This window comes from Alteromonas hispanica, assembly GCF_010500915.1.
GTDB lineage: Bacteria > Pseudomonadota > Gammaproteobacteria > Enterobacterales > Alteromonadaceae > Alteromonas > Alteromonas hispanica.
The window spans coordinates 42118-57029 of the sequence record NZ_JAAAWP010000016.1 but is presented as its reverse complement, the minus strand read 5'-3'; the positions used below and the strand labels follow the sequence as shown (position 1 = coordinate 57029).

Below are 14912 nucleotides of genomic sequence, written 5' to 3'. Positions count from 1 at the left end.
CTTGCCGAATAAGGTTTACCATGCGACAGTGGAAAGCTGCACTCAAATGGTACAGCTCCATAGTAGACAGTGCATGGGCCGGAAGCACATGGAATTAAATTCGTGGGGATCCCTCAGGGTCAGAACCGCATTAGCCTTTTGCTTGCCAATATCTCTTCAATTCCTAAGCTAATCTGGATCTGACCCCCTAATATCTAAGCCGCTACACCATCATCATCGCTATTAGCGTAATAGCTTGTTGTGAGTATTTTTTCCAAAATGTAGCGCAATGCCGCATTGATAGGCATGAGCCTCTCGCCAAGTTCATAATCTAACTGCGATAGTCGTTGTCTCCCTAATGCAATCATGGGAGGCCTTACCTTCGCGACGTTTTTATTCTGGCCATCATGACTCAATGTATTTATCGCAATCAGTGCATTAGCGTATTTATCTGGTACTGCATTTTTAATAGGCTTACATACTGATAAGGTTGCTTCGCCATGCTTGGTCGTGTATCCCGCCGCACCGAACATACGGCAAATTCCGGGGCGGTATTCATAAATGCTACAGAAGCCCTCTTTGCCATCTAAACTCGTACGCTGATATTGTTTACAAGCAAACCCGTTGTAATACTCCAAATCATGGTAAACATCTTCAGCCTGACCTGTATCGAATAAATGCAATGCATATGGAAGCATCTCCAATGGTGACACCTCAATATCAGGCTTATTACAACAAGCACCGCACTTTTCAATACAGCTTAACCCTTGAGAGTGTTGGTAGGTACCGAACTCTAATGATAACTCTTGGTAAACATCCATTACTTGATTGGAAAGTTCACGCAGCCTATTCATAATGACTCCGCTAAAAGCAAACTACACAGCGCCCTTAGATACCAGTTATACGCTAGGCCACTGGCAATCATAAAGGCAGTTTAAAAAAGTAAACAAAGTATGCTTCTTCCCCGCTGTAGGTAAGAGTAAGCGTGACGCTTGAAGCAGGGGTTGAATTAGCCAGATTTTATGTCAGTTTTTTAGCCTAGGGAATATTTATTTAAACTTAACATTGGCAATAATAAGAACACGCTTAGCTGTAAGGTACCTCCAACTTTTGTTACAAGAACATTGAGACTTCAACGCCATGAATAAATTAATATCAAGAAATGTAGCCGCATTAAGCACCGTCCTGTTGAGTAGTGTTTTACTAAGTGCGGCTGTTAACGCCAGCATTATCAATAAGTTTCCCGACATTTTAGTCTGTTCGGTAGGTGAAGACGTGAGAGACGCAACATGGCAAGATTTAGTGTTTTACATCAGCGGTACGCAAAAAGACGGCGCTGTTTTATATAAGTCACTCACATCGAACCCTGTATTAATACGCATAAACGAAGCCGGCATTTTATCTGCCCCCAAACTGGCTAACTGCGATAAACAAACCGTTCAAGCCATGCGCGATGCGGGCAGAGCAAAAGACTTTGGAAGCTAGGGTATATGTAGAAAACCGCTTTGCCCGGCCTTAGTGCTTTATAATCTGTGAAAGATTGTATGATGCGCCAGCCAGCGGCGAGTATGCTTCTATTCAGCCCTGCCTTTTAATATCTGACTAGAATAGTCAAACAGCCACGGTGAAAGCGTTTTGTCTTTGCTATTTATCATTGAAAAAAACATTATTCGCTTTTACTCTGCGCGCCTTGTTATATGCGTACATGCGGAGTCTTTTTCATGAAAATTTTCATTGTTATTTTTCTTTTGTGCCTACCATCGCAGATTATGGCTGCCGTGTTACTTAATGGAAACACTATCGAATACACAGGGGACATTACTGATGCGCAAAATACGCGTTTCAAAGATCTACTCGACTCAAATATTGAACGCATTACAAGCATAAGTATAACTAGTGGCGGTGGTAACATTAATGCAGGAATGGATCTAGCTGAGCTTATTTTCAAAAACCAACTCGATATTATTATCCCAACGTTTTGTTTTTCATCATGTGCTAATTATCTCATTCCAGCAGCGAGTAATAAAACATTCGGTACTAATGCGGTAATAGGCTGGCATGGTGATGCCGCTTCTGCGCGCTGGCGAGATGCTGATATTGATGCGATGGTAAGTTCGCTCACGGGTAAAGAAAAACAGGCAAAGTGGTTGGCACTGAGAGCTCACTACGACCAGGTTATCGAACAAGCAAAAGAACGAGAGACCGCACTGTATAAAAAATGGCGCGTTAACCCAGACATAATGCGATTAGGGTTGAAAGGAAATGTTAAAGATGCAGTGTTAGCAAACAAGGCCAGAGGATGGACTTATTCTGTAGATGCCATGGCGTTTTTTGGTATTTCAAACCTGCCACCTTCAGACAGTTGGCAGCCTAAAAGTACATCGTCGTTTCCACTCATTATTGTAAACCATATTCAGTGAGCACTATTTAGCACGCCTCATGTAAATACAAATGCGAGTAATTACCATTTGCAATAGTATGTATTTACCTATACCATCTTCGCCGATTTTTATTAGCGGAGAGTATGTATGCGTAAACGATTCATTCGAAGTACATTATCAGTTTTCATCGCGTCGACCTTAATGGCCTGTGGCGGTGGCAGTGATGGCGGTAACACAGGGCCTTCAGTATCGCAAAGTGAATTTACTATAACGTTGAATGAAGACACTTCAGTTACCGAAAGCATTAATGCAACCGATAACGATAATGACGATTTAGCTTTCGGTGTAAGTGAGTCTCCTCAAAATGGTACACTGCAAGTACAACAAGATGGCTCGTTCACCTACACGCCCAATCAAGATTTTTTTGGCAACGACACCGCACAAATATCAGTGTCAGACAGTATTGAGACGGTGTCAGTAACCCTTTCTTTTACCGTCGAAAATGTAAACGATTTACCTGAAATAGTGACATCGCAAGTGGCAGTATCAAGTGCGGGAGAAACCACAGGGCAAATTGAAGCAATTGATGCGGACGGTGACGCTCTCACGTTTGCTGTTGTAACCCAGCCTAGTGTAGGTGTGGTAACGTTAGATAGCTCAACAGGTGCATTCACTTTCGAACAAAATGAATTAGAAAATGTAGATGCTTCCTTTGAAGTAAGTGTTATCGATGGCATTGGCGACGCGGTTTTAGCGACTATTTCCCTCACCCCCTCTTATGCGTCAAATAGTGACAAAATTGCTTATTATTATGCTTCTGATCTGTCGCATCTTGCGCAAGCAGAAGCGTTTATTACCCGCGAAAACGATCAAGATAAAGTAGCGATAACAGACGCCGATATTACAGCAGATATCTACGCCGAGCTGGCCGCAGGTTATACAGAAGCTGGGTTTGCAGATTTAGCAGAGAGTAATGCTATTGGCAATATTATCGACAGACCCACACGCGCAAGCGCCTACCTCGTGAGCGCTGAAAAGCTTGATGCTCAAGGTAACATTACATTAGCCAATGAATTTCGCAATAAAGCCATCCGTCAATACAATGCCTATATTGCAGAAATAGGGATATCGAATATTCGTCCAGGCGATGCCAGTTTCTATTTAAGCGTGGTACGTAGTTATGTCAACGCCGGCCAACTAGAACAAGCCAGTGATTTATTGTCAGTTATCCGCATTTATGCCGATGCGAATCACAACGACAATGAACCAATGAGTTCTGCCTATGGATTTTTCCTACAGGCCGTAAAAACTTACGTGGAAGAGCAAGTTGATGCTTACTTAAACTCACCCACACAGGCCAACTACGACGCCGCATTTGTTGGCTTAAATTTTCAACAGTCTTTAGCACTTCAAGCAAGCTATCAAGAACGCTCAGGTGAACAATATTATCAGCGTCGCGCCTTTTATCTTGTTGATGCCACGCGCTCAGCTTTTTACCTTAGTCTTACTGGCAGTGTAACCGATACCGCTGAAGCAGAAGAAAAAGCGAAAGAGTTGCTCGCGCAAACACTTAGTCTTTACACTAACGTTGATTACGACATCAATTATACAGCCCAAGCAGATGAATTTGCTGAAGCGACCTTGCGACGCTATCCCACTGGCGTAGGTCTGTTAGCAGGTATCTTCAACGCCCTGTACCCTGAGGTTGTGCAAAGTAACAGCAACGATGGCTTTCTTGGTAATCTCCCACTGAAATTGGTTTTTGAAGAAGAAGGCGAAAATGATTTTGACACCAAACGTGCTTATCGCGATCACTACGCTTTTCAGTTATTCAACGATGCACGCAGTGGACGTGCGCTCGATAGCACAATTTTAGATTTAGAGACGCTTTTCACCACTACTTATGATGACACCGAGTACGCTGTAGAAGCGTTAGTAGAACAAGATGCCAATGATATTTTAGACAAGCGCGCAGCATGGTTGCTTTATTATGGTGGCTTTACTAGTCAGGCACAAAAAGTACTCAATGAAGCCCTTCGTATAATGGGCACAACGCCTTATTTAGAAGACGTTCGATATAACGCCAATAATGTATTAGACGACCAAGGTTGCTTAAGACTAGTAAAACTTGAACAGCAGTTTAGCGCCGACAATACGTTAAACCCGTCAAGCATTGAAGGCTGTACCGCACTTTTAACTACCTATTACAGCGACAACACCTACGTATCAGACGCTAATCGAGTATCGGCGCTGCTTGTGGGTGCATCGATTTACCAACTTGCCGACAATAAAGCACAAGAAAAGGCCACACTTGATAACGCGTGGGCGTTGGCGTCTAGTCTTGAAGATACTGAAACACGGCTTGAACATCGTATAGAGGTAACTAATACGGTGGCTTCACTAGGATATCTTAACGATGCGCTAGCTTACTTTACCGAATCAACCGATGACGTACTTGCCACGCTAGATACCCTTGTGGATTTAACCGAACGCGTTGATATGGTGAATACTATTGTCGATGAACTCGAGTTCGCCTATGAGCCAGATAGTGAAAATAGCTTCACTGGCACCTATCAACTGTTTGAAGCCGTCAAGCGACAGGCAGGCATTCATAGTGATTACGCATCGACTATTGCCGCGTTAAATTCAAAAGCCATGAGCGTTCAACAAACGCTTCTTAACGCCAGCAGCGATTTCGCCGACAACGAAAATCTAGATCTTTATGAGGTATTTATTGAACAGTTTAGTTGGCTTGGTTTTTATGAAAACGCCACTGAACTAGCGCGAAGCAGTATTTATACTGATGCAGATAGGAATAGCCTTTTTGCTGTTATTGCTACTCAGGCTGCGCAACGAGACGACTTTCCCGCGTTTAGTATTGCGAACGTTGATACCGATTTAGATGGTCTACCCAACTTTTTCCTCGACGGTGTCAGTGACGCCGCTATTCAAGCATCAGGACTCATCGCTGACGACGATGCAGATAACGATGGTATCCCTGACAGTGAAGATCTTAACCCGCTAGTGAAAGAGTAAAATAAGGTAAATAATCAGTAATGAGTTACAACGCAGCCCTTTACGGGCTGCTTCTTTCGTTAGCAATAAATACCACTGTTAACGCCAAAGAGCAGCCTCAAAAGCAACATCAACACTGTATAAGCAAAGACGCGTTATCACGCAAAGATAAGCAAAGCATTGCGCAGTGTATTGACGAAACCAAAAACAGCGCTGAAAACAAAAAAATTGAAAAAATTGAAGTCATAGGACAATACGTTGGTTTACAGGTACCCGAAGTGGTTGGTCGATTCGTGCTCGACAGAAACCTTATCAATGCAGCACCGCGCAATGGTGGTGACTTTACAGAACTGCTAGAGCTGCTGCCAGGTATCGAACTGGGTGGCGAGCGCTACGATGCTAACGAGCAAGGCGAAATTAGCGCGCAGCGGGTGTCGATAATGGGTGCCCAGCCATGGCAAACAGGCTTTTTTATCAATGGGGTAAATTTTAACAGCAGACAAGATCCCGAGACGTATCGCGAAGGTGAAGTCCTCATTAACGATGTTGAAGGCTCTACCCAAGCCTTTAATATTAACCAGCAAATTCTCGATTCTATTACGGTATACACCAATAACATTCCCGCACGCTACGGCAGCTTTAGTGGCGGTGTGGTAGATGTGGAAACGCGAGAGGCACGCGCCACAACCCCCACATTTAGCCTATCTTACCGTGGTACGCAGAGTGACTGGAATAACTACCATGTGTTTTTAGAAGAAGACGTCACACAGGGCAATGCCACCGCGCCAACGGAACCCTCTTTTAGAAAACAAAGCTTAAATATGAATGCGGAAATCCCGCTTTCAGATCACCACGGGCTACTCGTATCGGGAAACTATATTAATAGTGAAATAACACGTCTATCGCTCAACCAGCCTGTACTCACTGAAAGAGAGAATATGAACCTGCTGGTAAGTCTTACTCAGCGAAATTTATGGTTAGATAAACTTCAGCTTACGCTGAATTATTCTCCCTATGAGAGCAGAGACCTCATCACCAATGCCAAAAACAGTGATTTTGAAAACCAAGGCGGCGGCATAAATTCAACGTTTCAACTACAGCATGCGTTCGAGCTTTTCACGTTGGACACGCGAATGAGCTATACGTTAAGCGATAATTCCAGACGAGCAAACCCTCACTTTTATCAATGGGCAAAAGCGAAAGGAAAAGCATGGGGCGTTGGCGATCCTACTGAAGAAGTCAGTATTTCTCGCCAGGGTGGTTACGGTGATTTAGACAAGCAGCAAGAGAATCTACTTTTCGACACTACCCTGCGTTTTAACACCTTCTCTGGCCTAGGCGTAGAGCATAACATTGAATGGGGTATACAGCTGCAGCATGAAAACCTCACTCGCAGGCGTTTTTACGATAGCTACATTTACAACTCGCCCGTTACCGGCATTGCTAATTTAGACTGCAGTGGCAATCTTTTCGATTGTGTTGAACTGGGCACCTCAATCAGTATTGCTGAACTAGAAACACAGCTTGGCGCTCCGCTCGACTTCGCAAACCCAGAGCACATTTTAGCTTATTCAAATATTGTCACCACATCCCCGCAGTATTTTTCGATTCGCGCGGTTTACCCTGAAGAGTATTTAGATGTAGGGGTAGGTGTGGCATCAATGCATTTCACCGATTCCATAGAGCTTGGCAACCTCAACATTAATGTTGGTGTTCGGGTAGATCATGATAATTTCTTAAAAAATACCAACATTGGCCCGCGAGTGAGCGGTGGTTACCAACTTTTTGGCAGCGGCGATAAACTCATCACATTTGGCGTCAACCGATATTACGACGCAAACCTGCTTACCTACAAAGTCAGAGAGCAGCAAACGCCGTTTATTTTTCAAAGGCGCGCTGTTTCACCAAACGGGGTGGTACAAGGATGGCAAAACTTAGCTGCGGCTTCCGATTCTCGATTTATCTTCAACGACCTCGCTACTCCGTTTAACGATGAATTCACCATGGGCTGGAAGCAGTCAACCTGGTTAGGTAATTTTTCATTGGAATATACTAAGCGTTGGCAGCGGGATCAGCTTATTCGCGATGGTGCTCCAGTTTATAATGCACAAGATGGTTTTTTCTATCAGGGGCAAACGAACGACGGCAAAGGCCAAAATAGCCGCGTATCTTTCTCGTGGGCAGCACTGTTTGATGTTCACAGCCTATCGCTGAATACAAGCTACATTCTTTCAGAAAGCTTCAGCAGCAACACTGAGCAAGACATAGAAGATGCGCTATTAAACGACCTCATATTCATTCGTGAAACAAATGCAAACGGCGACGCCTTATTTACAGAAACCACTCGAGACAACTTAACCATTATTCAGTCTGAGTTTTCTCGCCCTCTTTCTATTAATTTTGTGTGGGCCGCCAATTGGTCAGAGCAAATTACCACCAGCGTAACAGGCACCTTTAGAACCACCTATGAAGATTATGTGCTTACCGAAGATGTTGCCCCTACCTCTCAGCTAGGGCGTTTTGCATCGCAAATTTCGGTAGAAGAAAGTTTTAATATACCAGTGTATCAGCGGGTTGAATTTCCAAATCGCGTATTGTTCAATGCATCAATAAATTACACACCCCAGGTTGTTGATGACCACAAACTACAGTTTCGCGTAGACATGCAAAATATTTTTGATCAGCGCACTTATGCTGTCGCGCCCGGCATATCAGGTATAGAACTTGGGCGCTCTATTTGGTTTGAGGTGGGTTACCAATGGCAATAGTGTGTTTAAAACAAAAAGTGCCTGTCTCATTAAGAGAATACAAATGATGCCTGTCATATTAAGTAAAGTGACTGTCATATTTAGGCTCTCATTGAGCCACATTCTTTTTTATATTGTGCTGTGTACGCTATTTTTTAGCGCTAATGCTTTTTCAGCCAACACCGCACTACAAAAAGACAATAGTGTAGCGAGTGACACAGCGATGACCATAAAGCTAAACGTAGACGCGTTACGACAACAATATAGTCAACCCCAGTCAAGCTGGCCCTCAGTAATCACTGCTGATAACGAAAAAGCCGAACCACTTGCGCCGCTCACACCAAAAGCGCCACTTGGCTCAGCCACGCTGATAAAATTAGGCAAAACGTTATTTCACGATCCCATTCTCTCTAGCGATAAAACCATATCGTGCGCTTCTTGTCATAACGCAAATACCCTATTTCAAGACGGACGCGGACAATCGATAGGGGTTGATGAGCAAAAAGGCGAGCGAAACGCACCGGCTATTTTGGGTATCGACCATTGGGAAAGCTTTTTTTGGGATGGACGTGCCTCCACGGCATCGCAACAAGCACTTATGCCTATTGTCAACCCAATAGAAATGAATTTGCCCATACCCGAGGCGCTCAAGCGTTTAAACAATAGCCGAGCATACCAAGCTAAATTCAACGAAGCCTTTGGTACGCTGCCCATCACCGCAGATATGCTTGCAACTGCGCTGGTAGAGTTTGAACGGTCTATTCCTGCTCCCAGCACACGATATCAACGCTTTATTCGCGAAGTTGCGAGTGACCCCACAAACGCACACACGCTCTTTACCGACAACGAGCTTTTAGGTCTGCATTTATTTCGTACTAAAGCGAAGTGTATGACATGTCATGAGGGGGCATTGCTAAGCGATAATGAATTTCATGTTACAGGGTTTCATCTTTACGGGAGACGATTTGAAGATTTAGGCCGCGTTAACGCTACCAGCAATAACGAAGATATCGGTAAATTCAGAACACCTTCTCTTCTTGGCGTAACTCATACTAAGCCATGGATGCACAACGGCTTATTTGTTGAATTTACGCCCATGATAATGCAATACAATGCGGGCGGCTTTCGGCCAAAACCCCGAGGCAAATTTAAGCACAATCCACACTTTCCTGAAACCACCGCGCTCATCCAGCCTCTTGGTTTAACAAAATCCGAAATAAGCGCGTTAGTCGACTTTCTACACACGCTTTGACATAAAGGGGGTAAGAGCAACATTATTCGTTCTTACCTCCCAATATTGCGCCAATCTCTCAGCTAATGTGGACCTGACCCCGTTTATCAGGTTATTCTGCGTCCAAATTTTCTTTAGGGCATAACAGTGAAAAAGGTGACGATTTTAGACGGTGGCATGGGCCAAGAATTGATTAAGCGCACTTCTCGAAAGCTAACGCCTTTGTGGTCTGCCGATGTCATGCTGCACGAGCCAAACCTAGTGCGTGATGTGCACGCGGAATTTATAAATAATGGCGCTGAGGTTATAACCTTAAATACTTACACCGCTACTCCACAGCGGCTAACTCGCGATGGCTCAATCGAATTAATTGCGCCCCTGCACTCAGCTGCGATAAAAGCAGCACGAGAAGCCATCGCACAATCGGGTAAGCCTCACACAAAAATTGCTGCGTGCTTGCCTCCACTTGTGGCGAGTTATCACCCTGATGACTCCATGCCCTTTGAGGAAGCGCTGCGCTCATATCAGCAGCTGGTAGAGTTACAAAGCGATGCTGCGGACATATTTTTATGCGAAACAATGTCGTCAATAAAAGAAGCAAAAGCCGCCTGTACCGCCGCAAAAGAAGCGGGGAAGCCGATATGGATAGCATTTTCAGTAAGCGATACTGAGCCTGCACTTCTGCGCGGCGGCGAACGCATAGCTGATGCAGTTAAAGAGTTAAGCCTATTAGAGCCGCAAATGATTTTGCTTAACTGCAGTCGGCCTGAAGCCATCAACGCTGCGCTTAATGAAATTCACTCGTTGTTAGTAGAGCGTGAAATTGCCTTCGGCGTTTACGCTAACGGGTTTAAAGCCGTTGATGAACTGTACCCCGGAGACACAGTAGAGAACTTAGCGCAGAGAAAAGATTTGTCGTCAGAGAAATATGCTGAATATGCTTTAGCATGGGCACAAAAAGGCGCAAGTGTTATTGGTGGATGTTGTGAAATCAGCCCTTTGCATATTAGGGCGGTGAGTGAAGCCCTTAAGAGAAAGATAAATTAAAATGGTAAAACCACATTTAAAAGCAATTTATTATATAAAAACGGCCGTAATAGTTACGGCCGCCCAAGAAATTAACTCTAATATAAGTTATTTAAATTTACGCTCTACGCATTCTGGCCAACATAAATAAGCATAACGCAAAAATAGCGAGCGTTGACGGAGCAGACACCTTTGTTGATTCTAATGTAAACCCATTAATTATTGGATTGTTGTCACTAAAAGGTGCAGCCCCGCCAAATGAAATATTTAACGTGGAGTCTTGTGCAGTAAAGTCATAGCGAATAAATGCTCCAACTGTGGGTATATAAGTTTCTGATGTATTGAGATCTTGACCTTGCGTAATGTACGGAGAAAAATCATCTACTGTTTTTACACCCTCAAAAGACAAATCAAAACCACGTGTACAGCATGTCTCTGCAAACAATAGCTGAAGCGAATACGTTGAACCTACTGTTAGATTCCCTAAATCAATCGTTACTACGTCGTCACGCACTTGTGATCCATTATTTGCACGAGGGCTCCATCTTATAGAGCGCATTACCGTTTCTAAGTTGTTGTCATTCTGGGTGTTACCGTAATTCGCAGTGTGCCAATTAGAAATAGCATTAACAGCACTTATCGAAACGCCAGATACTGAATCGTCGGTAAATGATGCGTCATCAATAGAAAAGCCCCCAGCACCAAATACATTAACTGCATAAGTAAAGTTACCAACAAAATCTAGGCCATCACCGCTATCACCTCCGGTAAAGGTACCGATTGTAATTAATGACGCATTAGCGCCCATACTGAGACACGCCAATATGGCTATAAACATCATCTTGGTTGTTCTAATTGTGTTACCCATGTGCCACTACCTCTTTTAATTATCACAGGACGTTTTTACTAAAGGATAGCAATTTAGATGCCATATTTTTTATTATTAAAATACAATGGCTAATACCGAGCAATGTCTTGTGCAAAGGCATACTGTAAATTTAATTGACACTAAAGGAAGCCAAAGCCGCCTGCATCGTATCGCTTAATGAAATTCAATCGGGGGATGTTGTGAAATCAGCCCTTTGCATATCAAGGCTTTGAGCGAACAGCTAAAGAAATAAAAGGGGGGCGGCCACCTTTAACTCAGTTCATTAATCCCCTTTTTAAGTAAAAGCAGATTTGAGCTAACCTCTATTGTTTTTGAATAAGCAATTGCTACCGCCCCTTTTTTAAACTACCTTTTAGCTAAGTTATATAGAGTTAACGTATGCAAACGAACATGCACGAAGCAAAAAGCAAACTATTCCAACTTGTTGAGTTAGCGTTATCTGGTGAAGAGGTAGTTATCTCTAGAGCTGGCAAACCAGCGGTAAAACTAGTGCCTTTCAAAGACCAAAAAGAACGGGTGTTTGGACAATTCAAAGGGCAAGTTATTGCATCTGACGACTTTGACTCAAAAGAGGTTAATGACGATATAGCGAATTGCCCCCCTGAAAACGCTATTTATATTAGCGCTGCCACCGTTTGGGAAATGTCGATTAAACAACAAATGGGCAAACTTAAAGTACCAGACGATATAGAGTCGCTTATCGAAGAGTTAGGTTTTAATGCACTTCCTATCAGTTTATTTCACGGTCAACAAGCAGGCAAATTACCCATGTATCACAGAGCTCCGTTTGACCGTATGTTAATCGCTCTAGCCCAGGCAGAGGGATTGCAAATATTAACGAAAGACGAATATTTCCCTGATTACAGTGTAAGGTTAATCGACGCCAGTAAGTGATAAAAAGGGGGTCAGAACCGAATTAACGCATTAATCTGGTTCTGACCCCATTTTATTTTTAGTCGGCGTTGAAGAGGTCGCGGCTGTATACTTTTTCTAGCACGTCTTCGATATCTGTAGTTACGCGGTTAGCAACTATCACATCAGACTCTTTCTTAAACGCTTCTAGATCGTTTACTACGCGAGAACGGAAGAACTCATCTTCAGTGAGTACAGGTTCGTAAACTATAACTTCAATGCCTTTAGCTTTAATACGCTTCATAATGCCCTGAATGGCACTAGCACGGAAGTTATCAGAACCCGACTTCATGATGAGGCGGTAGATGCCCACAATTTTTGGATTGCGGCTTACGATAGAGTCGGCGATAAAATCTTTGCGCGTGCGGTTAGCATCTACAATAGCTTGAATCATATTGTTTGGCACTTCGCTGTAGTTAGCTAACAGCTGCTTTGTATCTTTCGGTAAGCAGTAGCCACCGTAACCAAAACTGGGGTTGTTGTAGTGCCCGCCAATGCGAGGATCTAAACTCACGCCCTCGATTATCTGTTTAGTATCTAGACCAGCACGCTCTGCATAGCTGTCTAGCTCGTTAAAGTAAGCGACGCGCATTGCCAAGTACGTATTAGCAAAAAGCTTAATCGCTTCTGCTTCAGTGCTATCGGTAAAAAGAATATCTATCCCTTCTTTGATTGCGCCCTGCTCTAGCAACTTAGCGAATATTTCAGCTCGCTCGGTGCGCTCGCCCACAATAATGCGGCTAGGGTGTAGGTTGTCATAAAGGGCTTTACCTTCGCGAAGGAATTCAGGCGAGAAGATAATATTATCGCTGCCGTGACGCGCTTTAGCCTCTCGGGTAAACCCAACGGGTACAGTAGATTTAATTACCATCACTGCTTTTGGGTTAACCGCCAACACGCTTTTAATTACTGCATCAACGCTGCTGGTGTTGAAGTAATTTGTTTGCGTATCGTAGTCGGTAGGCGTAGCAATAATAACGTAATCCGCATCGCGGTAAGCTACTTCGGCGTCTAGAGTAGCTTCTAAATCAAGCTCTTTGGTGCTTAAGTATTCCGATAGCTCTTTATCTTCAATAGGAGATTTTCGGTTGTTTAGCATCTCAACTTTTTCAGATACTAAGTCAATAGCCTTCACTTCATTGTGCTGGGCTAACAAAACGGCATTTGATAAGCCCACATATCCTGTACCTGCCACAGCTATCTTGTACTTTTTCATTGTACCTTCCATTAAATTCTATCCCATTTAATATAAATTCTTACTTAACCCACTGGGACAAGTTGTTCAATTTGAAATTAGTTCTAGCGTATCAGAACCTTTTTGAATGCGTAAGTTTTTTGCCCCGTGACGTTTTACATTCTTAACTTGCGCGATTATCTCAATTCGCTCTAATTACATCTGCTAATTTATTGGCAAGCAAGTTAGCTGTTTCGTTGTCTTTGGCTTCAACCATCACACGAATCAAAGGTTCTGTGCCAGATTTTCTCAGCACGAGTCTTCCATCCTCACCTAGCTGTTCTTCTACTGCTGCAACGGCCTCTTTTACCGAATCATGCAGCAACACAGAACTCAAATTCTCGTGTCTAACATTTACCATGCATTGTGGTAGCTTGGTCATACCTAACTTTATTTGAGCTAAGGAATAGCCGCTTTTCACTACAATGGAGAGTACCTGGAGCGCAGCAATTATGGCATCGCCGGTGAACGTATAGTCTAGATTGAGTATGTGCCCTGATGTTTCGCCACCTATGCGCCACCCAGTTTCGTTGAGCTTTTCAACTACATACCTATCGCCCACTTTCGTGCGAACAAAAGGAATGCCTAACTCTTTTAGCGCAATTTCTAGCCCAAGGTTACTCATTAAAGTACCTACTACACCGCCTTTATAACCTGTTTGCTTGGCATCACGAGCAATAAGGTAAAGAATTTCGTCGCCATCGATTGTTTCGCCGTTTTCATCAACAAACATAATACGATCTGCGTCGCCATCTACGGCAATACCCAAGTTGGCCTTGTGCGTTTTCACTGCGTCACTTAATGAGGCCAATGACGTGGCACCGCACTCGTTATTAATATTTACGCCATTGGGAGTATTAGCAATGTTAATTACATTAGCGCCCAGCTCTTCAAAAACACTAGGCGCAACTTTGTATGCAGCGCCATTAGCACTGTCTACTACAATTTTTAATCCCTCGAGGCTAAGCTCGGAAGAAAATGTTCCCTTACAAAATTCAATGTAGCGACCGGCTGCATCTTCTACCCTACGGGCTTTTCCTAGCATGCCGGAATCTACACACTTAATGCCATTTTCAATGGCATATTGAAGCTGCTCTTCTATTGCTTTTTGTTGAGCCTCACCTAGTTTGGCACCGTTTCTACCAAAAAACTTAATGCCGTTATCGTAATAAGGATTATGTGATGCACTGATCACCACTCCTGCGTCGGCACGAAATGTTGATGCTAGATAAGCCACAGCAGGCGTAGGGATAGGCCCAGCAAGGGCAATATCAACACCGGCAGCTGACAAGCCTGCTTCTAAGGCAGATTCAATCATGTAACCACTAGCACGAGTATCTTTGCCCACTAGTACTGCTTTTGTGCCATCTGCTGCAAGCACGGTTCCTGCTGCCCAACCCAATTTCATTACAAAATCTGGGGTCATTGGAAAGTCTCCCACCTTCCCACGAATTCCATCGGTTCCAAAATATTTCTGAGACATTACTAATTCCTATAA

At 43.6% G+C, this 14912-nt stretch carries 12 protein-coding genes; 8 read left to right on the top strand and 4 right to left on the bottom strand.

Annotated features, from left to right (window positions below; translation table 11 throughout):
- Positions 1–194: 194 nt before the first annotated feature.
- A complete protein-coding gene (locus tag GTW09_RS17025; RefSeq protein WP_163112822.1) occupies positions 195–833 on the bottom strand; it encodes a YkgJ family cysteine cluster protein in 639 nt (212 codons plus the stop codon).
- A gap of 286 nt (positions 834–1119) precedes the next feature.
- On the opposite strand from GTW09_RS17025, the gene GTW09_RS17020 reads away from it, so the two are divergent.
- From GTW09_RS17020 to GTW09_RS16995, 6 genes are all read left to right on the top strand, one after another.
- On the top strand, positions 1120–1464 hold the full coding sequence (locus tag GTW09_RS17020; protein WP_163112821.1) for a hypothetical protein: 345 nt from the start codon (positions 1120–1122) through the stop codon (positions 1462–1464).
- Positions 1465–1700: 236 nt separating this feature from the next.
- Complete coding sequence (locus tag GTW09_RS17495) at positions 1701–2399, top strand: hypothetical protein (RefSeq protein WP_203565814.1); 699 nt, start codon at positions 1701–1703, stop codon at positions 2397–2399.
- A 108-nt stretch (positions 2400–2507) separates the two neighbouring features.
- A complete protein-coding gene (locus GTW09_RS17010) occupies positions 2508–5396 on the top strand; it encodes a cadherin-like domain-containing protein (RefSeq protein ID WP_163112820.1) in 2889 nt (962 codons plus the stop codon).
- 20 nt (positions 5397–5416) lie between these two features.
- On the top strand, positions 5417–8143 hold the full coding sequence (locus tag GTW09_RS17005) for a TonB-dependent receptor plug domain-containing protein (protein WP_163112819.1): 2727 nt from the start codon (positions 5417–5419) through the stop codon (positions 8141–8143).
- Positions 8144–8186: 43 nt separating this feature from the next.
- A complete protein-coding gene (locus GTW09_RS17000; RefSeq protein WP_239059458.1) occupies positions 8187–9374 on the top strand; it encodes a cytochrome-c peroxidase in 1188 nt (395 codons plus the stop codon).
- Between the two features lie 126 nt (positions 9375–9500).
- Positions 9501–10400, top strand: a complete 900-nt coding sequence (locus GTW09_RS16995; protein WP_163112818.1) for a homocysteine S-methyltransferase family protein — start codon at positions 9501–9503, stop codon at positions 10398–10400.
- Positions 10401–10497: 97 nt separating this feature from the next.
- On the opposite strand, the gene GTW09_RS16990 is transcribed toward GTW09_RS16995, so the two are convergent.
- Positions 10498–11247, bottom strand: coding sequence for a hypothetical protein (locus GTW09_RS16990; RefSeq protein ID WP_163112817.1), 750 nt, complete (start codon positions 11245–11247; stop codon positions 10498–10500).
- A 187-nt stretch (positions 11248–11434) separates the two neighbouring features.
- On the opposite strand from GTW09_RS16990, the gene GTW09_RS17850 reads away from it, so the two are divergent.
- Together GTW09_RS17850 and GTW09_RS16985 are read left to right on the top strand one after the other, a co-directional pair.
- Complete coding sequence (locus GTW09_RS17850; protein ID WP_420809564.1) at positions 11435–11500, top strand: hypothetical protein; 66 nt, start codon at positions 11435–11437, stop codon at positions 11498–11500.
- Positions 11501–11646: 146 nt separating this feature from the next.
- Positions 11647–12162 carry a type II toxin-antitoxin system prevent-host-death family antitoxin gene (locus GTW09_RS16985; RefSeq protein WP_163112816.1) on the top strand — a complete coding sequence of 172 codons (516 nt, stop codon included), beginning with the start codon at positions 11647–11649 and terminating at the stop codon, positions 12160–12162.
- A gap of 58 nt (positions 12163–12220) precedes the next feature.
- On the opposite strand, the gene GTW09_RS16980 is transcribed toward GTW09_RS16985, so the two are convergent.
- Both GTW09_RS16980 and glmM read right to left on the bottom strand, forming a co-directional pair.
- Positions 12221–13408: a nucleotide sugar dehydrogenase gene (locus tag GTW09_RS16980; protein ID WP_163112815.1), complete on the bottom strand. Its 1188-nt coding sequence runs from the start codon at positions 13406–13408 to the stop codon at positions 12221–12223.
- Positions 13409–13556: 148 nt separating this feature from the next.
- Complete coding sequence (gene glmM, locus GTW09_RS16975) at positions 13557–14897, bottom strand: phosphoglucosamine mutase (protein ID WP_163112814.1); 1341 nt, start codon at positions 14895–14897, stop codon at positions 13557–13559.
- Positions 14898–14912 lie beyond the last annotated feature (15 nt).